The organism is Cupriavidus basilensis OR16 (genome assembly GCF_000243095.1).
GTDB classification, from domain to species: Bacteria; Pseudomonadota; Gammaproteobacteria; order Burkholderiales; family Burkholderiaceae; genus Cupriavidus; species Cupriavidus basilensis_D.
The window spans coordinates 1-18,419 of sequence record NZ_AHJE01000066.1 but is presented as its reverse complement, the minus strand read 5'-3'; the positions used below and the strand labels follow the sequence as shown (position 1 = coordinate 18,419).

The 18,419-nt window shown below is 67.8% G+C and carries 18 protein-coding genes and 2 pseudogenes; 10 read left to right on the top strand and 10 right to left on the bottom strand.

The window, feature by feature from the left end; genetic code table 11:
• Positions 1-58: 58 nt before the first annotated feature.
• The 5 genes from OR16_RS23935 to OR16_RS23915 form a co-directional block, all read right to left on the bottom strand.
• Entirely contained in the window at positions 59-1,402 is a 1,344-nt protein-coding gene (locus OR16_RS23935; RefSeq protein WP_006160651.1) for an MFS transporter, read from the bottom strand.
• Positions 1,403-1,574: 172 nt separating this feature from the next.
• Entirely contained in the window at positions 1,575-2,213 is a 639-nt protein-coding gene (locus tag OR16_RS23930; RefSeq protein WP_006160649.1) for an aldolase, read from the bottom strand.
• The gene (gene otnK / locus OR16_RS23925) at positions 2,210-3,514 is read right to left on the bottom strand and encodes a 3-oxo-tetronate kinase (protein WP_006160647.1); all 1,305 of its coding nucleotides are present in this window, start codon (positions 3,512-3,514) and stop codon (positions 2,210-2,212) included. The genes OR16_RS23930 and otnK overlap by 4 nt, the downstream gene beginning before the upstream one ends.
• An 11-nt stretch (positions 3,515-3,525) precedes the next feature.
• Complete coding sequence (gene ltnD, locus OR16_RS23920) at positions 3,526-4,422, bottom strand: L-threonate dehydrogenase (protein WP_006160645.1); 897 nt, start codon at positions 4,420-4,422, stop codon at positions 3,526-3,528.
• A 34-nt stretch (positions 4,423-4,456) separates the two neighbouring features.
• Entirely contained in the window at positions 4,457-5,209 is a 753-nt protein-coding gene (locus OR16_RS23915; protein WP_006160643.1) for a FadR/GntR family transcriptional regulator, read from the bottom strand.
• A gap of 190 nt (positions 5,210-5,399) precedes the next feature.
• On the opposite strand from OR16_RS23915, the gene OR16_RS23910 reads away from it, so the two are divergent.
• Positions 5,400-5,825, top strand: coding sequence for a GNAT family N-acetyltransferase (locus OR16_RS23910; RefSeq protein ID WP_043420857.1), 426 nt, complete (start codon positions 5,400-5,402; stop codon positions 5,823-5,825).
• A 10-nt stretch (positions 5,826-5,835) separates the two neighbouring features.
• Here the strand turns inward: OR16_RS23910 and OR16_RS23905 are convergent, their stop codons facing one another.
• Positions 5,836-6,921, bottom strand: a complete 1,086-nt coding sequence (locus OR16_RS23905) for an MFS transporter (RefSeq protein ID WP_081488877.1) — start codon at positions 6,919-6,921, stop codon at positions 5,836-5,838.
• A gap of 248 nt (positions 6,922-7,169) precedes the next feature.
• Between OR16_RS23905 and OR16_RS23900 the strand changes: the two genes are divergently transcribed.
• Both OR16_RS23900 and OR16_RS23895 read left to right on the top strand, forming a co-directional pair.
• A complete protein-coding gene (locus OR16_RS23900; RefSeq protein ID WP_006160637.1) occupies positions 7,170-8,069 on the top strand; it encodes a LysR substrate-binding domain-containing protein in 900 nt (299 codons plus the stop codon).
• 93 nt (positions 8,070-8,162) lie between these two features.
• Entirely contained in the window at positions 8,163-8,645 is a 483-nt protein-coding gene (locus tag OR16_RS23895) for a hypothetical protein (protein ID WP_043420850.1), read from the top strand.
• Between the two features lie 11 nt (positions 8,646-8,656).
• Here OR16_RS23895 and OR16_RS23890 read toward each other — a convergent pair.
• The 3 genes and pseudogenes from OR16_RS23890 to OR16_RS23880 all read right to left on the bottom strand — a co-directional run bounded on the left by OR16_RS23890 (position 8,657) and on the right by OR16_RS23880 (position 10,909).
• A pseudogene (locus OR16_RS23890) lies at positions 8,657-9,504 on the bottom strand (NRDE family protein).
• 102 nt (positions 9,505-9,606) lie between these two features.
• The gene (locus OR16_RS23885; protein WP_006160635.1) at positions 9,607-9,897 is read right to left on the bottom strand and encodes a DUF4936 family protein; all 291 of its coding nucleotides are present in this window, start codon (positions 9,895-9,897) and stop codon (positions 9,607-9,609) included.
• A 16-nt stretch (positions 9,898-9,913) separates the two neighbouring features.
• Positions 9,914-10,909, bottom strand: coding sequence for a YgfZ/GcvT domain-containing protein (locus tag OR16_RS23880; RefSeq protein ID WP_006160634.1), 996 nt, complete (start codon positions 10,907-10,909; stop codon positions 9,914-9,916).
• A 190-nt stretch (positions 10,910-11,099) separates the two neighbouring features.
• Here OR16_RS23880 and mltG point away from each other — a divergent pair, with 190 nt between their 5' ends.
• The 5 genes and pseudogenes from mltG to OR16_RS41750 all read left to right on the top strand — a co-directional run.
• Positions 11,100-12,095, top strand: coding sequence for an endolytic transglycosylase MltG (mltG, locus tag OR16_RS23875; RefSeq protein WP_043420856.1), 996 nt, complete (start codon positions 11,100-11,102; stop codon positions 12,093-12,095).
• 8 nt (positions 12,096-12,103) lie between these two features.
• Positions 12,104-12,718, top strand: coding sequence for a dTMP kinase (gene tmk, locus OR16_RS23870; protein ID WP_006160632.1), 615 nt, complete (start codon positions 12,104-12,106; stop codon positions 12,716-12,718).
• A gap of 117 nt (positions 12,719-12,835) precedes the next feature.
• The gene (locus OR16_RS23865; protein ID WP_006160631.1) at positions 12,836-13,717 is read left to right on the top strand and encodes a DNA polymerase III subunit delta'; all 882 of its coding nucleotides are present in this window, start codon (positions 12,836-12,838) and stop codon (positions 13,715-13,717) included.
• 55 nt (positions 13,718-13,772) lie between these two features.
• Positions 13,773-14,210: a PilZ domain-containing protein gene (locus OR16_RS23860; protein WP_237717190.1), complete on the top strand. Its 438-nt coding sequence runs from the start codon at positions 13,773-13,775 to the stop codon at positions 14,208-14,210.
• A gap of 84 nt (positions 14,211-14,294) precedes the next feature.
• Positions 14,295-14,639 (top strand): annotated as a pseudogene (locus OR16_RS41750) (N-acetyltransferase family protein); the annotation flags it as partial.
• Between the two features lie 96 nt (positions 14,640-14,735).
• On the opposite strand, the gene OR16_RS23855 reads toward OR16_RS41750, so the two are convergent.
• Complete coding sequence (locus OR16_RS23855) at positions 14,736-15,632, bottom strand: LysR family transcriptional regulator (RefSeq protein WP_006160629.1); 897 nt, start codon at positions 15,630-15,632, stop codon at positions 14,736-14,738.
• Between the two features lie 227 nt (positions 15,633-15,859).
• Between OR16_RS23855 and OR16_RS23850 the strand changes: the two genes are divergently transcribed.
• A complete protein-coding gene (locus OR16_RS23850) occupies positions 15,860-17,539 on the top strand; it encodes a tripartite tricarboxylate transporter substrate-binding protein (RefSeq protein ID WP_006160628.1) in 1,680 nt (559 codons plus the stop codon).
• A gap of 47 nt (positions 17,540-17,586) precedes the next feature.
• On the top strand, positions 17,587-18,419 hold an 833-nt coding region (locus OR16_RS23845), incomplete at its 3' end, for an acyl-CoA dehydrogenase family protein (RefSeq protein ID WP_006160626.1).

Here is an 18,419-nt window from a genome sequence, read left to right as displayed (position 1 = left end):
TCCAGGAGAAGAGGGTTGTCGTCGTGTTCTTGTGTTCTTGTGTTCTTGTGTTCTTGGCCTAGCGGTTGACCAGCTTGGCCGGGGTGAGCCAGACCAGCCCGGCGCCGAGCACCAGCATGGCCGACAGCACATACATGCTCGACTGCGTGCTGTGGGTGAGGTCGGTCAGGTAGCCCACCATGTACGGTGCCACAAAGCCAGCCAGGTTGCCCACTGAATTCACCACCGCGATGCCGGACGCGGCAGCCAGCCCGGACAGGAAGGCGGTGGGCAGTGACCAGAATAGCGGGGCGCAGGTCAGCACGCCGGCGGCGGCCAGGGACAGCGCGGCGATGGCCACCACGGTATTGTGGGTAAACGAGGCGGCAATGGCAAAGCCCGCCGCGCCCATCAGCGCCGGCACGATCAGGTGCCAGCGGCGCTCGCGGCGGGCATCGGCGCTGTGGCCGAGGACGTTCATCACCACGATGGCGCAGAGGAACGGAATGGCGCTGAGCAGGCCGATATTGAGGTTGCCGGTCACCCCGCTGGTCTTCACCAGCGTGGGCATCCAGAACGTCAGCGCATATTGCCCGGTGACGAAGCAGAAGTAGATCAGGCACATCCACCACACGCGGCGGTCGGAGAATACCGCGCGAAGCGAGTGGCCGGTACCCGAGGCGTCGGCCTGGCGCGAGTCTTCCGCGATATTGCGCTTGAGCACGCGCTTTTCGTCGGCGTCCAGCCAGGGCGCCTGGTCGATGCCGTTCTTGAGCACGAACACGGTGATGATGCCGATCAGCAGCGCGGGCATGGCTTCGATCAGGAACATCCATTGCCAGCCACGCATGCCGCCGTAGTCATGGAACGCGTCCATGATCCAGCCCGACAGCGGGTTGCCGAACATGCCGGCCACCGGGATGCCCGACATGAACAGCGCGATCATCCTGGCGCGCCGGTTGGCGGGATACCAGTAGGTCAGGTAGAGGATCACGCCGGGATAGAACCCCGCCTCGGCCAGGCCGAGCAGGAAGCGCATGACGTAGAAGGCGGTGGGCGTTTTCACGAACACGAACAGCGCCGAGATGATGCCCCAAGTGATCATGATCCGCGCGATCCAGACGCGCGCGCCGAGTTTGTGCATCAGCAGGTTGCTGGGCACTTCGAACAGGAAGTAGCCGATGAAAAACAGGCCGGCGCCAAGGCCGAACACGGTTTCGGAAAACGCCAGGTCTTGCGCCATCTGCAGCTTGGCGAAGCCGACGTTGACGCGGTCCAGGTAAGCGATGACATAGCACAGCATCAGGAACGGCATGATGCGCCAGAACACCTTGCTGTAGGCGCGTTTCTCAATGGCGCGATCGATGTCGCGATCGATGTCTTGGCCGGCGCCGGCTAGCGCGGCCTGGGTGGATGCATCCATGGTTGTCTCCGTATTTCGGCTTGGTTCCGGCTTGATTCCCGTCGTTGGCGGCAAGCCGAGGGCGAACGCTGCCCTTGCCGCGGCCCAGGCGTTAGCGCGGGCGTGCGGCGGGCGGTTCTGCGTTGCTTGTGTTCTTGTTTTTGGGGCGCTGTCTTACCTACATGCCTGGCACCTACCAGCGCGCCTTGAACGTGTCGCGCAGTTCGGCCAGGGCTTGCTCGTCGAGCGGGGCGGGCTTGTCCTTGAGCATCAGCCAGAGCTTGGCGGTTTCCTCAAGTTCCTCGAGCGCGAAGGCTGCGCGCGAGACGGTGGTTTCCCATACCACCGGGCCAAGGCGCGCGAGCAGCACGCCGCGCACCTCGGCGGCAAGCTGGGCAACACGCGCCGCCACCGCCGGGTCGCCCGGGCGATGGTAGGGAAGCAACGGGATATGCCCGACCTTCATCACGTAGTAAGGCGTGATCGGCGGTAGCACATCGTCCGCTTGCGATGGGCCCGCCAGGCTCAGCGCCACCAGGTGGGTGGAGTGCGTATGCACCACGCCATGGGCCTGGGGGTTGTTGTCGTAGATGGCGCGGTGCAAGGTCAGCGTCTTGGACGGCTTGTCGCCGGCCACCCAGTTGCCGCCGCTGTCCACCTTGGCGATGGCGGCCGGGTCCAGCATGCCCAGGCAGGCATCGGTCGGCGTGATCAGCCAGCCGTCCTCCATGCGCGCACTGATGTTGCCGGCGCTGCCGACGGTGTAGCCGCGCTGGTAGAGGCTGGCGCCGATGCGGCAGATCTCTTCGCGCAGGCGGGCTTCGGTGCTCATGCTTCACCTCCAAGCTGGCGCACGGCTTCGTCAAAGAAGTCCACACCGCCAAAGTTGCCGGACTTGAGCGCCAGCGCGAGCGGCTGCGCTTCCAGCGTGACGGTGGCGGGCACGCCCGGCGCGATCTGCGTGCCGATGCGCAGGGCTTGCACACCCAGCGCCTGCACCACGGCGCCCGAGGTTTCGCCGCCGGCCACCACGAAGCGGCGCGTGCCGCGTGCCTTCAGGGCGGCGGCGATGTCGGCCAGCGCCTGCTCGACCAGATGGCCGGCGCGTTCCACGCCCAGCGCGGCCTGCACGGATTTGACCTCGTCCGGCGTGGTGGTGGCGTAGAACAGCACCGGCTCGGCATGGGAGCCGGCCAGGGCGAGCGCCTGCTCAACCACCGGCGCGCCTTGCGCCAGCGCGAGCGGGTCGATGCGCAGGGCGGGGCGCTTGCGCACAAGCCACTGCGCCACCTGCGCGTTGGTCGCCTTGGACGCGCTGCCGGCCAGCACCACGGCCGGCCCGGTCACGGCCGCCACGCTGTCGGCATCCGCGCGTTGCGCCAGCAGGCCGGCGCGGCGGAAGTTGGCGGGCAGGCCGAGTGCCAGGCCGGAGCCGCCGGTGAGCAGCGGCAGGTCCGCGCAAGCCTCGCCAAGCGTGTGCAGGTCGGCGTCGCTCACGGCATCGGCGATGGCCAGCCGCACGCCTTCGCCGCGCAAGGCGGCAATGCCTTGACGAGCCGCTTCGCTGCCGCGTGCCAGCGCGTCGTAGCGCAGCAGGCCTACCTTGGCCTGGCTTTGGCGTTGCAACACGCGCACCAGGTTGGCGTCATGCATCGGCGTGAGCGGGTGGTTCTCCATGCCCGATTCGTTGAGCGGCACATCGCCAACGAACAAGTGGCCGCGGAAGATGGTCCGGCCGTTCTCGGGGAATGCCGGGCAGGCGATGGTGAAGTCGCTGCCAAGTGCTGCCAGCAGGGCCTCGGCCACCGGGCCGATATTGCCGGCATCGGTGGAGTCGAAGGTGGAGCAGTACTTGAAGAAGAACTGGCGGCAGCCCTGGGCTTGCAACCAGCGCAGCGCGGCCAGCGATTGCGCGATGGCGTCGGCCGCCGGGATGGTGCGCGACTTGAGCGCGACCACCAGCGCATCGGCCTGCTCCACGCCGGGCAGCGCCTCGCCGCCCGCCGGCACGCCGATGGTCTGCACGGTGCGCATGCCGTTGCGCACCAGCGTGTTGGCCAGGTCGGTGGCGCCGGTGAAGTCGTCGGCGATGCAGCCGAGCAGGGCGAGCGAGCGAGGGTTCTGTGCAGTCATCCTGGCTCGCCTCACTCAGCCTTCTTCGCCGGCAGTTCGATGCCGGGGAAAATCTTGATCACGGCGGCATCATCTTCGCCGCCGTGTCCCGCGCTGGATGCCATCATGAACATCTGGTGCGCCGCGGCCGACAGCGGCAGCGGGAATTTGCTGGTGCGCGCGGTATCGAGCACCAGGCCAAGATCCTTGACGAAGATGTCGACCGCGGACAGCGGTGTGTAGTCGCCCGACAGGATATGCGGCACGCGGTTCTCGAACATCCACGAATTGCCCGCGCTGTGGGTGATGACCTCATACAGGGCATCGGCATCCACGCCTTCACGCAGGCCCAGCGCCATCGCTTCGGCGGCCGCCGCGATATGCACGCCAGCCAGCAACTGGTTGATGATCTTCACCTTGGAGCCGGCGCCATGCGCGTCGCCCAGGCGGTAGACCTTGCCGGCCATGGCGGCCAGCACGTCGTCGGCCAGCGCATAGGCTTCGGCCGGGCCCGAGGTCATCATGGTCATTTCGCCGCTGGCGGCGCGGGCGGCGCCGCCGGAGACCGGCGCGTCGAGCAGCAGGATGCCACGCTCGCCCAGCCGCTTGCCCAGCGCCTCGGCGAAACTTGGCGGCACGGTCGCGCTGGCAATGACCAGCGTGCCAGGGCGCAGGCCGCTGGCCGCGCCTTGTTCGCCGAACAGCACGGCCTCGGTCTGCGCGGCGTTGACCACCAGCGTCACCACCACATCGCATTTGCCGCCGAGCTCCGCCGGGCTGGCGCAGGGGATGCCCCCCGCATCGGCAAAGCGCTGCAGCACCTCGGGCCGCAGGTCGCAGGCATGCACCTTGAAGCCGGCGCGCAGCAGGCTGTGGGCGACGCCGTTGCCCATCGCGCCGAGGCCGATGACGCCAATTGATTTGCTCATGAAGACTCCTGCCGGGAGGGCGGTGATGCGTGGTTCAGTGGGGGAGGCCGCGCGCGGGGGCGTCGGCAAGGCCGGAGGCGCTGTCGGGTTGCCCGCCATGGGACAGCCGCCGCGCCGCGTTGTACATATGGGTTTCGGCCGCGTTGCGCGCGGCCAGTGCGTCGCCGGCGCGGATGGCGGCCACGATGGCCTGGTGCTCCTCGCGCACCTGGCGCGAGAAGTCCGCGCGGCGTGCCTCGTTGGTACGGGTCACGCGGGTGGCGGTCTCGAGATACTGGCTCAGGAACGCCAGCGTCTTGAGAAAGAACGGGTTGCCGGTGGCTTCGGCGATGGTGCGGTGAAAGGCCACGTCGGCGGCTACGCCATCGCCGCCGGCAGCCTCCTCGGCATCAATGCGGGCGAGTGCGGCATCGATGGCCATCATGCTGGCGTCGGTGCGGTCCCGTGCCGCCTGTGCCGCCACCTCGGCCTCGATGGCCCGGCGCAACTCCACGATATGCAACACCGATTCGAGCGTGGCCACATCGGTGTAGTCGATGCGCAGCGGCCGGATGCCGGCCTGCTCGGTGACGAACACGCCGCTGCCCTGGCGCGCTTCCACCACGCCCTCGTGGCGCAGCCGGGCGATGGCTTCGCGTATCACGGTGCGGCTGACGCCGAATTCCTCGGACAGCACGGCTTCGGTGGGCAGCTTGTCGCCGCGGCCGAAGGCGCCGCTATCGATCTTCTCCAGCAGCTGTTCGGCCACGGTGTCTGTCAGGGCTCTGGCCGGGACTTTCTGGAACACGGAAGGCCTCATGTGATTAGGTAATATGGTCATCATACAAATTTGACGGGACGAATGCCGATCGGGAATTACCCTTACCCTGGTCATGCGGCGGTGCAGCAATTGCGGGCGATGCTTGCTGCGCCTTGGCCGGAGTATCATGGCGGCCGCCCCTCGGGGCGTTTTTCCATCGCTTTTTGCCTTGAACATCATGACGATCACCATCCGCCTCGCCCCCTGGTCCGAAGTGCGCGACACCGCGCGCGCCATCCGCTACGCCGTCTTCGTCGAAGAGCAGGGCGTGCCGGTGGAGCTGGAATGGGACGAGTGGGATGAGCCGAGCTGGCACGCTCTCGCGGTGGCCGAAGACGGCAGCGCGCTGGCCACCGGCCGCCTGCTGCCGGATGGCCACATCGGCCGCATGGCGGTGCTCAAGCCCGCACGCGGCAGCGGGGTCGGCGCCATGGTGCTGGATGCGCTGATGGCCAAGGCCGCGGAGCTTGGCTACCCCGAGCTGGTGCTCAATGCGCAAAGCTACGCGGCACCGTTCTACGCGCGCGTGGGTTTCGCGCAGGTGGGCGAGGAATTCGAGGAGGCTGGCATTGCTCACCTCGAAATGCGCAAATCGCTGCGCTAAAGGCTTGTTTTCAGGCGCGGGCCTGCCGCGCGAACAAGGGCCGCGCCAATAGCGCGCTGCCGCTGGCCGCCAGCCAGACCGCCGGCCAGCCATAGCCGGCGGCCACCACCGGGATCGCCATCGGTACCAGGAAAAAGCCCGCGAACGCGAAGGTATTGCCCAGCCCGAGTGCCGTGCCCGCGCGGCTGGCGCCCGCGATCGTCGCCAGCTCGGTGAAGGCGACGCCATGCCAGGCCGACGTGCAGATGCCGCCGAGCACCAGGCAAGCCATCAGCGCCGGCGTGAGCACGGCGTGCCGGCCCGGTGCGGCGGCGCACAGCCATGTCAGCCCGGCCAGCGTAGCGAACACCAGCAGGGTCAGCAAGCTGCAAGCGCGCATGTAGGCGCGGCGGTTGCCGTGGCGGTCGGTCCAGCGCCCGCTCCATACCCGCATGGCGGCGGCCCCGACCTGCACCGCTGCCACCGTCAGGCCGGCCGCGGCAATGCCGATCCGGCTGAAATCGTGCAGGAAGATGGTGGCGAAGGTCAGTACGGCCACTTGCGGCACGCACATCAGGCCCATGCCGCTCACCAGCCGCCAGACTTGCAGGTTCCCCAGCGGTCCGGGCCCTGCCTTGCCGGCCGGGCCGCTTGCCGGCGCCACGGCGCGCGCAGGGTCGGCCGGCGGCTCATGCATCCAGCGCCAGGCGAAGACAACGGTGACGCCGCAGAGCGCGGCCAGCACGCCATAGACCGCGGCAAAGCCAAAGGCCTGCGCCAGCATCGGCAAGGTTAGCGCGCCGATGCCGCCGCCGGCGGGCACCGCGGTCTGGCGGATGCTCATGGCGAGCCCGCGTTCGCCTTCGCGGAACCACGCCATCACGGCGCGCCCGCTGGAGCCGTTGACGCTGCCGCCCTGCAGGCCCAACGCCAGCAAGCCCAGCGCCAGCGCGGCGTTGCCGGGGACATGGCCCGGCCGCGGCGCCACGAACGCCGCCATCAGCACGAGCCACAGCGCAGTGGCCAGCAAGCCGGTCAGCAGCACGCGGCGGTCGCCCCAGCGATCGGTCAGCAGGCCCCATGGCACTTCGCTCAGCGCAATGCCGAGCCCCATCATGCCAACGCCGATGGCCAGCACTTTCCAGCGATGGCCCGGGCCGTGGCGTGGGCCGTGGCATGGGACAGGGGCCGCGCCGGCATGGCCTGGCGCAGCGGCGAACGGAAGCAGGGAGGGAGTGCGGGACACGGGGTCATCCTTCGGAAAGTGGCACTTGTGGCCTTGACGCTCCGATTCTGCCGCCCCAGAATAGTCCTGAATATCAGATAATTATTGACTCAACATTCCAAATAACAGGATTGTTTGCGATGGCATTGCTGAACTTCGACCTGGATGTGCTGCGCAGCTTCGTGGCGGGCATGGAGCTTGGCAGCTATGCGCGAGCCGCCGACCGGCTCGGCCGCTCGACCTCGGCGGTCAGTGCGCAACTCAAGAAACTGGAAGAGCAGGCAGGCACGGCAATCTTTCGCAAGGCCGGGCGGGGCCTGGCGCTGACCGAGGCCGGCGAGACCATGCTGGCCTATGCGCGCAGGCTGCTGGAACTCAACGACGAGGCTGCCGCCGCCGTGCACGGCGTCGCGCTGGAAGGGTGGGTGCGGTTCGGCCTGCAGCAGGACTTCGGCGAGGTGCTGCTGCCCGAGGTGCTGGGCCGGTTCGCCCGCGCGCATCCCAAGGTCAAGATCGAGGCCCGCGTGGCGCGCAATGTCGAGTTGCTGGACAGCGTGGCCGCTGGCCGGCTGGACCTGGCGCTGGCCTGGGACGACGGCGTGCGGATGCCGCACATGGAGCAGGTAGCCATGTTGCCGATGCGCTGGATCGGCCCCGCCGCCACGCGCGTGCCGTGGCAAGGCAGCGGCCCGCTGCCGCTGGTGGCGTTCGAGCCGCCGTGCCGTTTCCGCTCGGCCGGCACAGCCGCGCTGGACCGTGCCGGCATTGCCTGGCGCGTGGCCTTCAGCAGCGCGAGCCTGGGCGGTTTGTGGGCCGGGGCGGCAGCCGGGCTGGGGCTGACCATCCGCACGGACATGGGCTTGCCGCCATCGGTCAGGGCTTGGGAGCCGGGCGAGGCCGGGCTGCCGGAACTGCCCTCGCTGGCACTGGCGCTTTACCGCAAGGATGCCGAGCTGGAGGCGCCCGCCGCCCGCCTGGCAAGCATCGTGAGCGAGGCGGTCCGGACCGCGCTGCCGGCCAGGCTGGCGGCAGTTGCCTGACTGGTGCGATAGCACGCGGGGCTTGCAGCCGGCCGTCTACGCTGTACCATCGCGATCTTTGTTTTTGCCGTCGCTTTCGCGTTGATCTTGTCTATGTCTGAAATCCGTTCCCGCCTGCTCCAGGCCCTGGCCGATGCCACGCCCGCCCTGGACCTTGCCCGCGCACCGTCTGGCGAGCCGCCCGCCGGCGAAGACCTGCTGTCGGCGTGGCTGCATCCCTGGCTGGCGGAGCACTGCCTGGTGAAGGTGGACTGGCGGGATTTCAGCACGCTGGGCGTGCAAGCCGTGGCGCGGCTCGGGACGCTGCGCGCGGCCGGTGTCTTGGCTATCGATGTCGACGATCTCTACGACGAGGACGGCATTCCCCTAGGCGGCGACGACAACGATTTCGATATGGAGCCGGCCGCGCTCTACCTGGCACACGTCAATCGCGAACTGGCGCCGCATGGCGTGCAGTTGCTGGAGATCGGGCATTTCGAGGATGCGTGGCTGCTGGCCGTGCGCAATGACCCCGCCGCCATCCGGGCGCTGAACGTGGCATTGCGCCCGGCGGGACTGGTGGCCCGGCAGTACTGAGCCAGCTGGCCTTAGCGCGGCGCTTGCACCGAGCCGGCGTCGCGGGCAACGCGCAGGTGGCCGCGGTAGGACACCTCGCCGGTGCGGCCGGTGGCGTCGAAGCTGCGCTCGCTGAGCTCGAAGCGGCCGTCGTGGCGCACGCGCAGCACGGTGCTGGCGCGAGTGCCATAGCCATGGCGCGAGTGCCATAGCTTGGCGAGCGGATGAAGGCGGAGGACAGCAGCTTTTCCCACTCCGGGGTCACGCCGGTGCGCGGAAGCTCAGCGTCCAGTGCCTGGCGGTCGTTGGCCAACAGGTCGAGATAGGGCTCGACGCTGGCGCCGGGCAGGCCGGTGTCGGCGGCGAGGGTCTCGGCGAGCGCGCCGACGCGGCTGCGCACCTTGGGCCACGGCGTGTCCAGCAAGGCGTTGGACAGCCCGTAGATGCCAGGCTTGAGACGCTGCGGGTAGGGCGATGTGCCGCGGTTGCTGTACCACCAGAGCTCGCGCAGGTCGCACGCCAGCAAGTTAAAGCCGTTGTAGGCGCCGGTGCGGGGCACCAGCCCGGACAGATAGGATTGCGGATCGCTGTCGCCACGCAGGAACCCGGCCACCAGCTCGCCGCGCGAGCGGGCATCGGTGCGCTTCTCGGAAGGCGCGCGGTAGTTGGTCAGGGCAGCAAAGCGGCCGTCGCCGGCCAGGCCCATCCAGGTGCCAGGCTCGCCGATCACTTCCGCCAGGTCGCGGCCAGCCAGCACCTGGGGGGCGTCTTCCCACCAGTGCACGGGCGCCGCCGGGCGGGCGTAGAACTCGTCGCGGTTGCCGGCCACCACCAGGGCATAGTCCGGGTGCGATTGCCAGGCCACCAGAATCAGGCACATAGCGCTTCCTTTGCTGCATTCACTGCGGTTGCCACGTTCATTGCATCGGCCGCGATGTCATCGTTGGCGGGCCACTGCGGCGGGGCCATGCCACGGCCACGATCAGAGCTGGTCAATATCGACGAAACGCTCCACCTGCCGCTCGCCGCTGATCCATGGCTGCAGGCCGCTCTGCCGCCACAGCCCATCGAGCAGCTGGGCGAAGGCTGGCGGCACATCGGCGTAGGCTTCCATCCAGGTCTGCATGCCGTCGCGCGCCTCGGGCCTGCGTAAGAGCGTACCACCAATTCCGCTCGCCTCGGCAACGGTCTCCATCCAGCGGTGCCAGTGCGCAATGGCCTCGTCGGCGCGGGCTTCCGGCACCCGGAAATAGACGTAAAGGTGGTCGCTCATGGCGTTTTCCAGGGGTTCAGGCGGCGTCGCCGAAGGGGACCGCATAGGGCAGTTCGCCCACGCGCACAGGGCTGCCGGTGGCACTGCCCAGGTACAGCGCGCCACCCGCCGCATCGATCTTCAGTTCGGCCAGGCCGTCCCAGCCGCCTTGTGGCGCGGCGGCGGCATTGACCACCATGCCGCAGGGCTGCCCAGGATCCTCGGGGCGGAAGATCTCGGAGGCCGCGGCGGGCACTTCGCCTTCGCCGTGGATCAGCCACATGCGGCGCTTGAGCGTGCCGCGGTACTGGCTGCGCGCGACGATTTCCTGGCCCGGATAGCAGCCCTTGCGAAAGCTCACGCCGCCGACCAGCTCCAGGTTGATCATCTGGGGCACGAACTGCTCCTGCGTGGCAACGGCGATGCGCGGCACGCCGGCCTGCACTTCCAGCCAGTCCCACACCACGGCATCCACCGGCACCAGCTGCGCCGACAGCGCCGCCTGGACTTGGTCGGCCTGCGCGGCCGGCAGCACGACCTGCCAGCGCGCAAGGCCGGCGCCGTCGGGCAGCCGGATCACGGTGGCACTGGCGGCCGCGGCGCTGGCCCAGGGCTCGGCCGGGGCGGGCAGGCCAGCCGCCAGCAGGGCGGCGGCGCCGTTGGCGCCCGCCACGCCCAGCACGGCGCGGGCCGGCGTGAGATCGGACAGCTTGGCCTTGGCGCGCAGCACGAACATCGACAAGCGCTTCTGGATGGCGGGCTGCAGGTCGGCGGAGAGCTGGAGGACGATGCCTTCCTCGTCACGCCAGATCAGGAAGCTGGCCAGCAGGCGGCCCTTGGGCGAGCAGTAGCCGGCCAGGCGGGCGGTGCCGGCGGCCAGGTCGTCCACGGCATTGGTCAGCTGGGTATGGAGGAAGCTGCCGGCATCTTCGCCGGCAACCCGGATCAGGCCCAGGTGCGCGGGTCGGCAGACGACTCCGCTTTGGCGCACGGCTTCGAACTGGGTGGCACGGTCTGGGGCAGGGGCGTTCATGACAGGTATCGCAGGCAAGAGGCGCACAGGGGGCGCCGGATGGAAGGTGCAAGTAGCTACGGAGGGCTAAAGGTGCAAGGCTCCCGGTATTATATGAGGCTGTCGCCATTTCAGCCGGGATGCCCATGGTCGACACTGTGTGAGCCCGGCTTTGCCGCGGCGCATCGTGCGCCGCTACTTTTTCTTTGACATGAAACGTCTTTTCCTGCGGCTGGTGCTGGTCGCCGTGATTTTTGCGATTGCCGCCGCCGGTGCCTTCGCCTGGTGGGCCAATCGTCCGCTCTCGCTGTCTGCCTCGCCGATCGAGGTGGTGATCAAGCCGAACTCCAGCGTGGCCAGCGTCGGCCGCCAGATCCAGCGCGGTGGCGTGCAAATGGACCCCCGCCTGTTCGCGCTGCTGGTGCGGCTTACCGGCCACAGCGCCGACCTCAAGGCCGGTGGTTACGAGTTCGACAGCAGCGCCACGCCGCTGTCGGTGATCGGCAAGATCGCGCGAGGCGAGGTCAACCATTACGTGCTGACCGTCATCGAAGGCTGGGAATTCCGCAAGATGCGCGCCGCCGTGGATACGCATCCGGCACTCAAGCATGACAGCCGCGGCATGTCGGACGCGGAGCTGATGAAGGCGATTGGCGCGCCGGAGCCGGCGCCAGAGGGCCTGTTCTTCCCCGACACCTACCTGTTTGCCCGCGGCAGCAGCGATCTTGAACTCTATCGCCATGCTTATCGCGCCATGCAGCGGCGCCTGACGGACGCCTGGAACGCCAGGGCCCCGGACCTGCCGTACAAGTCACCCTATGAGGCACTGATCATGGCCTCGATCGTGGAGAAGGAAACCGGCCAGCAGGGCGAGCGCCCGCTGATTGCGGCCGTGTTCGTCAACCGGCTCAAGAAGGGCATGATGCTGCAGACCGATCCCACGGTGATCTATGGCATGGGCGAAGCGTTCGAGGGCAATATCCGCAAGCGCGACCTGCAGGCCGACACCCCTTACAATACGTACACGCGCAACGGCCTGCCGCCCACCCCGATCGCATTGCCCGGGCTGGCCTCGCTGGCCGCCGTCACCGCGCCGGCCCCGTCCGACGCACTGTATTTCGTGGCGCGCGGCGACGGCAGCAGCCATTTCTCCAACTCGCTTCCCGAACACAATCGCGCGGTAGATAGATACCAGCGCGGCAAATAAGTCTCCCCATGCGCGGAAAATTCATCACATTCGAAGGCATCGACGGTGCCGGCAAGAGCACCCACGTGGAGTGGGTGGCGGACCGCCTGCGCGCCCGCCTGGCAGGCACCGCATCCGTGGTCACCACCCGCGAGCCCGGCGGCACCCCGCTTGGCGAGGATCTGCGGCAGTTGTTGCTGCACCGCAAGATGCATCTCGAAACCGAGGCCTTGCTGATGTTCGCCGCTCGCCGCGAGCATATTGCCGAAGTCATCGAGCCCGCGCTGACGCGCGGCGACTGGGTGGTTTCCGACCGTTTCACCGATGCCACCTTTGCCTACCAGGGGGGGGGGCGAGGCTTGCCGCGCGCGCGGCTCGAAGTACTGGAAGCCTGGGTGCAGGATGGCCTGCAGCCCGATCTCACGCTGCTGTTCGACGTGCCGCTGGAAACCGCCAGCGCGCGCCTGGCCGGTGCCCGTGAGCCGGACAAGTTCGAGGCCGAATCGCGCACCTTCTTCGAGCGCACGCGGCAGGAATACCTGCGCCGCGCGGCGGAGTCCGCGCAGCGTTTCCGGGTCATCGATGCTACCCGGAGCATTCCCGAGATTCAGGTAGAGCTTGAAAAAATCCTCGCAACGCTTTGAATTGGCATCATTATTCGTAGATCGTGATAGTGATGGGGCGAACCGAACCCGCCGTCGCCTATCGCTCGCGCCATCTGCGTAGTCACATCAAGCTCCAACCCTAACTGACTGATTCGCATGCTTTATCCCTGGCAGAAAGAAGACTGGCAACGGCTGAACGCGCTGCGCGAGCGGCTCCCGCATGCCTTGCTCATTCACGGCCAGCAAGGCATCGGCAAGCGGGACCTGGCGCTGCATTTCGCCCAGGGGCTGCTCTGCGAGACACCGCGCCCCGACGGCCAGCCGTGTAGCAAGGTCATCCGCATGGAGCAGGTGCGGGCCCTGATTGAAACGGTCGGCATCGGCACGCACCGCGCTGGCTTGCGCCTGGTGGTGGTTTATCCGCTCGATGCCTTGCAACATGAAGGCGCCAACGCCTTGCTCAAGACGCTGGAGGAGCCGCCGCCGTCCACGGTGTTCCTGCTGGTGACCGATCGGCTGGACCGCGTGCTGCCCACCATCTTGTCGCGCTGCCGCCAGTTTTCCGTGCAACGGCCTACGGCCGACGCGGCCATGGGCTGGCTGGGCAGCCAGGGTGTGGGAGACGCCGAGGCGCAGCTGGCGCTGGCCGGCGGCTCGCCGCTGACCGCGCTGCATGCCGCCGAAGCCGAGGAGCAGCCGATGCAGCGCTGGCTGGTGAGCCAGCTAGGCGCCGGCGCGGGCTTCGATGCGCTGGCGGCGGCCGAGCAGGTGCAGAAGCTGCCGGTGCCGTCGGTGCTTGGCATCCTGCAGCGCTGGACGTACGATCTGTTGTCGGCCCGGTTGGCCACCGCCCCTGGGCCGCGCTATTTCCCGCGCGAGCAGGCTGCCCTGGCGCGTTGCGCGCAGGCCACCGATGCGCATCGCTTGCAGGCGTTCTCCGCACGGCTGGTGGGCCACCGCCGCAGCGAGAACCATCCGCTGGCGGCTCGCCTGGTGATGGAGTCCGTGTTTCTTGAGTACCGGCAGTTGTTTCAGTAGGTCGAACAAATCCAATATGGCCTGAAGGCCAACAGTCAGTAACAAGGGGTCAGTCATGAACACAGAAGTAACAGGGGCACGGGGCGCTAGCGTTCCCGGCGCCGCAGGCTTGGCCGCAGCGGGCGGTATCGGGGCACCGACGGTCCCGGGCGCGGCTTCCCGGCCCAACGTGCTTTCGTTGTCGATCAAGGACCAGGCCGGCCTCTATGCGGCCTATATGCCGTTCCTGCATCGCGGCGGGATCTTCGTCCCGAGTAACCGGCCGTTTCGGCTGGGCGAGCAGGTCTTCCTGGTGCTGTCGCTGCTGGACCGGCCGCAGAAGTACCAGATTGCTGGCCAGGTGGCATGGATCACGCCGGTTGGCACGCCCAACAAGACGCCCGGCATCGGGATCCACCTGCCGGATGATGACAACGGCCGCAACCTGCGCCGCGCGGTGGAAGAGATCCTGGGCAAGACCATTGAGTCCGGCCGGCCCAGCCAAACGTTATAATTTACCTTCGATTTATGATTTAAGTCATTGATCTGGCTTATTTTTTTAAGGCTTTCGCGTTTCTGTCCCAGAAGAAATTCAAAAATGAGTGATTCCGCCTTTACCCTCCGGCCCGCACTGCAGCGCGACCTGGCCAACATCGTTGCCATCTACAACAGCACCGTGGCTTCGCGCATGGTCACGGCGGACACCGAGCCCGTGGCGGTGGAGTCGCGCCAGGCCTGGTTCGACGACCATCAGCCGGAGCGGCGTCCGCTGTGGGTGGCCGAGGACGGTGAAGGGCGGATGGCCGGCTGGCTCAGTTTTTCCGACTTCTACGGACGCCCGGCTTACGGCGCCACCGCCGAAGTCTCGATCTACCTCGACGCCACTCGCCGCGGGCAGGGTCTGGGGCGCTACCTGCTGCAACAGGCCATCGCGCATGCGCCTCGAGCGCGACCTGATCATCCTTGGCCGGCACCTGACCAAGCCGGCGCAGTAGGAAGCATCAAGGCGCCCCTGGCAAGGCGCCCCTGGCAAGGGCGCCTACGGCAGGACCTCGCCATCGCCGCCTGCCTCCAGCGCGGCAAGCAGGGCCAGCACCGCAGGCGCCAGTTCGTCCGCGCGCCAGACCCCATGCAGCTCGGAGGCACGGCCCGGCCTTGCCAGCGGGCGGCAGGCCAGGTTGGGCAACTGCACCAGCTGCACCGATGCCGGCACCAGCGAAACCCCGAAGTTCTGCGAAACCAGGGTGGCGATCGTGAGCATGTGGCGCACCTCGTGCCGGATGCTAGGGGTGAAGCCTGCGCCCATGCACAGGGCAACGATCTTGTCGTGGTATTCCGGCGCGAAATGGCGCGGGAACAGGACAAAAGCCTCCTGCTGCAACTGCCTTAGATCCACTTCCGCTTGCGCCGCCAGCGCATGGCTGGCCGGTAGCACGCAGATAAACCGCTCGGCATGCAGCACGTGGGATACCAGTCCGGCCGGGAGCACGCGCGGATGTGCGAGGCCGATATCGATCAGCCCGCGCTGCAGCGCATCGATCTGCTCGAAGCTGTTCAGCTCATGCACCACGACTTCCACCCCGGGGCGTTCCTGGGCGAACGCGCGGATCGCCACAGCCAGGTTCGTCAACATGGCTGACCCCACGAAGCCGACGTGCACCGTGCCCGTTTCCCCTTTGGCGGCGCGGCCGGCCAGGCCCTGCGCGTCGCGTGCCAAGGCGAGGATCTTCACTGCCTCCTGGTACATCACGCGCCCGGCCGGCGTCAGCGCAACCTCCCGCGTGCTGCGGCGCAGCAGCTCGAAGCCAAGCGAGGTTTCCAGCTGGCGGATGTTGAAGCTCAGCGGTGGCTGGGTGATCGCAAGGCGCTCGGCCGCCCGGCCGAAATGCAATTCCTCGGCGACTGCCACGAAGTAGCGCAACTGTCGAAGGTCCATGGGGGGCTCGGGGGATTGATTCAATATGCATATAAATAGCGCAAAAAACGATATTGGACGAGAAAATTCACGGCCTCGAGAATGGTGCTTGCGTACCCACCCTTGACCGCCTGATCACACCGAGCGGCCTGCGGCACGCAATAAAAAGAACCAGGGAGACTGCCGTGAAGCTGAAGACCCTTGTCGTTTTGCTGACCCCCCCATTGCTGGCTGCGATAACGCCAACCATGGCCGCCGCGCAGGCGTATCCGCGCCAGCCCATCCGCATCGTGGTGCCTTATGCGGCCGGTGGCATGACCGACGTGGTGGCCCGCGTGATCGGCCTGCGCCTTGGCGAGAGGCTCGGCCAGCCGGTGGTCGTGGAGAATCGCCCCGGCGCGGCCACCATCGTCGGCGCGGAGCAGGTGGCCGGTGCCAGCGCGGACGGCTACACGCTGCTGGCGGCTACCAACACCACGCTCACTATCAATCCCTGGCTCTACCCGAAGCTGCACTATGACCCGGCCAGGAGCTTCGCGCCGATAGCGCTGATTGCCACCGCGCCGAGCGTGATCGTGGTGAATCCCGCCTTGCCGGCCAAGACCATGGACGAGCTGGTGCAACTGTCGCGCGCCAGGCCTGGCAGCCTGAGCTATGCCTCCTACGGCAACGGATCGACGGCGCATCTCGCCGGCGAGATGCTGAAGGCGCGCGCCGGCATCGACATCCTGACCCGTGTGCTGGCCGGCCCCTGGTGCACGCAGAACCTGGCCGACCTGGGCGCGGAGGTCATCAAGGTCGAGCGGCCCGACGCCGGCGATGAGACCCGCGGCTGGGGACCGCCCTGGATGCCGGACGAGGCAGGGCAGGCGCGCCGCGACTCTACCTACTACGCCTCGACCAACCGGGGCAAGCAATCGATCACCGTCGATTTCAACGGCGGCGAGGGCCAGGAGATCATCCGCCGCATGGCCGCCACCTGCGACGTGCTGGTGGAGAACTACAAGGTCGGCACGCTGGCGCGCTATGGGCTGGGCTACGAGGACCTGCGCGAGGCCAATCCCGGCCTGGTCTATTGCTCGGTCACCGGCTATGGGCAGACCGGCCCGTATCGCCATCGCCCCGGCTACGATTTTGTCTTCCAGGGCATGAGCGGCCTGATGAGCCTGACCGGCGCGCCGGACGATCCCCTCAATGAAGGCGCGGGAGGCGGCCCGCAGAAATTCGGCGTGGCGGTGGCCGACATGGCCACCGGCCTGTACGCCAGCTTGGCGATCACGGCCGCGCTGGCGTGGCGCGAGCGCAGCGGCCTTGGCCAGCACATCGACATGGCGCTGCTCGACTGCGCGCTCGCGCTCGGTAGTAACCAGGCCGTGGGCTACCTGGCGTCGGGCAAGGTCCCGCGCCGCTACGGCAACGCGCATCCCAATGCCGTGCCTTACCAGGTCTTTGCCAGCCTCGACGGCAAGCTGATCGTGGCGGTGGGCAACGACGGCCAGTTTGCCGCCTACTGCAAGGCCATCGGCCGGCCGGAGCTGGCCGCCGATGCGCGCTTTGCCAAGGTCAGCGGCCGGTTGGTCAATCGTGACGCACTGCTGCCCCAGCTTGCGGACATCATGCGCACGGACACGACCGAGGCCTGGCTCGCACGGCTGGAAGCGGCGGGCGTGCCGTGCGGGCCGATCAATGATTTTGCCCAGGCTTTCGCCGATCCGCAGGTCCGGCACCGTGGCATCCAGGTCGAGCTGCCGCTTTCCTCAGGCGGCACCTGTCCCGCCATTGCCAGCCCGATGCGGTTCTCCGCCACGCCGCTCACCCACCACCGCGGGCCGCCGGTGCTGGGCGAGCACACCGATGCCGTGCTGGGTGAAAGCCTCGGCATGGCGCCCGAGGAACTGGCGCGCCTGCGCGCGGCCGGCGTGATCTGAAGCGCCCGCCCTCTCTGTCCTTTCCCATTTTTTCCCGGAACCCGCCCATGTCCTTCCAAGCCAGCTACGCCGAATTCGCCAGCCCACGCCCCGGCGACACCGCGACAAGCTCCCGCCACCTTGCGCCGGATTGCGCCGGCCTGGATTTCTTCGCGCTCGACCGGGGTCTGCGGGACCTGCTGGGGGTCTATCTGCCCGCACAGGCGCACCAGCACCTGCTGCCGCATTTCCAGCGCATGGGCCAGCTGTCCGGCGGCCGCCTGAACGCGCTGGCGGCGGTTGCCGATAAATACGCCCCCGTGCTGCACGCGCGCACCCGCTGGGGCGAAGACCACGACTGGATCGAGTACCACCCGGCGTACCAGGAGATGGAGCACATCGCCTTTGCCGACTTCCAGTTCCACGCCATGGGCCACCGCGCGGGCGTGCTGGGGTGCGACGCGCCCCTGCCGCCGGCGGCCAAGTACGCCTTCCAGTACCTGTTCGTCCAATCCGAGTTCGGCCAGATGTGCCCGATCAGCGTGACCGACACTTCGATCCACCTGATCCGCAAATTCGGCAGCCCGGCCTTGCAGCAAAAGCTGTTGCCCAGGATGCTGTCACCCGACCTGGGCTCGCTCTGGAAAGGCACCCAGTTCATGACCGAGAAGGCCGGCGGCTCGGACGTCGGCGCGATCGAGACCATAGCGCGGGAGGAGGGTGGCCAGTGGCGCCTGTATGGCGAGAAATGGTTCTGCTCGCATGCCGACGCGGACGTGGTCCTGCTGCTGGCGCGGCCCGAGGCGCGCCTGGCGGCACCCGTGGCCTTGCGCTGTTCGCGCGTGCCGCGCCGGCTTGACGATGGCAGCCGCAATGCTTATCGCATCGTCCGTCTCAAGGA

Coding starts and splice junctions, on each gene's coding strand:
- mltG (WP_043420856.1), top strand. CDS start 11,100: ATGAAACGTCTTTTCCTGCGGCTGGTGCTGGTCGCCGTGATTTTTGCG.
- ltnD (WP_006160645.1), bottom strand. CDS start 4,422: ATGAGCAAATCAATTGGCGTCATCGGCCTCGGCGCGATGGGCAACGGC.
- OR16_RS23860 (WP_237717190.1), top strand. CDS start 13,773: ATGAACACAGAAGTAACAGGGGCACGGGGCGCTAGCGTTCCCGGCGCC.
- otnK (WP_006160647.1), bottom strand. CDS start 3,514: ATGACTGCACAGAACCCTCGCTCGCTCGCCCTGCTCGGCTGCATCGCC.
- OR16_RS23930 (WP_006160649.1), bottom strand. CDS start 2,213: ATGAGCACCGAAGCCCGCCTGCGCGAAGAGATCTGCCGCATCGGCGCC.
- OR16_RS23885 (WP_006160635.1), bottom strand. CDS start 9,897: ATGAGCGACCACCTTTACGTCTATTTCCGGGTGCCGGAAGCCCGCGCC.
- tmk (WP_006160632.1), top strand. CDS start 12,104: ATGCGCGGAAAATTCATCACATTCGAAGGCATCGACGGTGCCGGCAAG.
- OR16_RS23880 (WP_006160634.1), bottom strand. CDS start 10,909: ATGAACGCCCCTGCCCCAGACCGTGCCACCCAGTTCGAAGCCGTGCGC.
- OR16_RS23865 (WP_006160631.1), top strand. CDS start 12,836: ATGCTTTATCCCTGGCAGAAAGAAGACTGGCAACGGCTGAACGCGCTG.
- OR16_RS23905 (WP_081488877.1), bottom strand. CDS start 6,921: ATGATGGGGCTCGGCATTGCGCTGAGCGAAGTGCCATGGGGCCTGCTG.
- OR16_RS23935 (WP_006160651.1), bottom strand. CDS start 1,402: ATGGATGCATCCACCCAGGCCGCGCTAGCCGGCGCCGGCCAAGACATC.
- OR16_RS23895 (WP_043420850.1), top strand. CDS start 8,163: ATGTCTGAAATCCGTTCCCGCCTGCTCCAGGCCCTGGCCGATGCCACG.
- OR16_RS23900 (WP_006160637.1), top strand. CDS start 7,170: ATGGCATTGCTGAACTTCGACCTGGATGTGCTGCGCAGCTTCGTGGCG.
- OR16_RS23850 (WP_006160628.1), top strand. CDS start 15,860: ATGGCCGCCGCGCAGGCGTATCCGCGCCAGCCCATCCGCATCGTGGTG.
- OR16_RS23855 (WP_006160629.1), bottom strand. CDS start 15,632: ATGGACCTTCGACAGTTGCGCTACTTCGTGGCAGTCGCCGAGGAATTG.
- OR16_RS23910 (WP_043420857.1), top strand. CDS start 5,400: ATGACGATCACCATCCGCCTCGCCCCCTGGTCCGAAGTGCGCGACACC.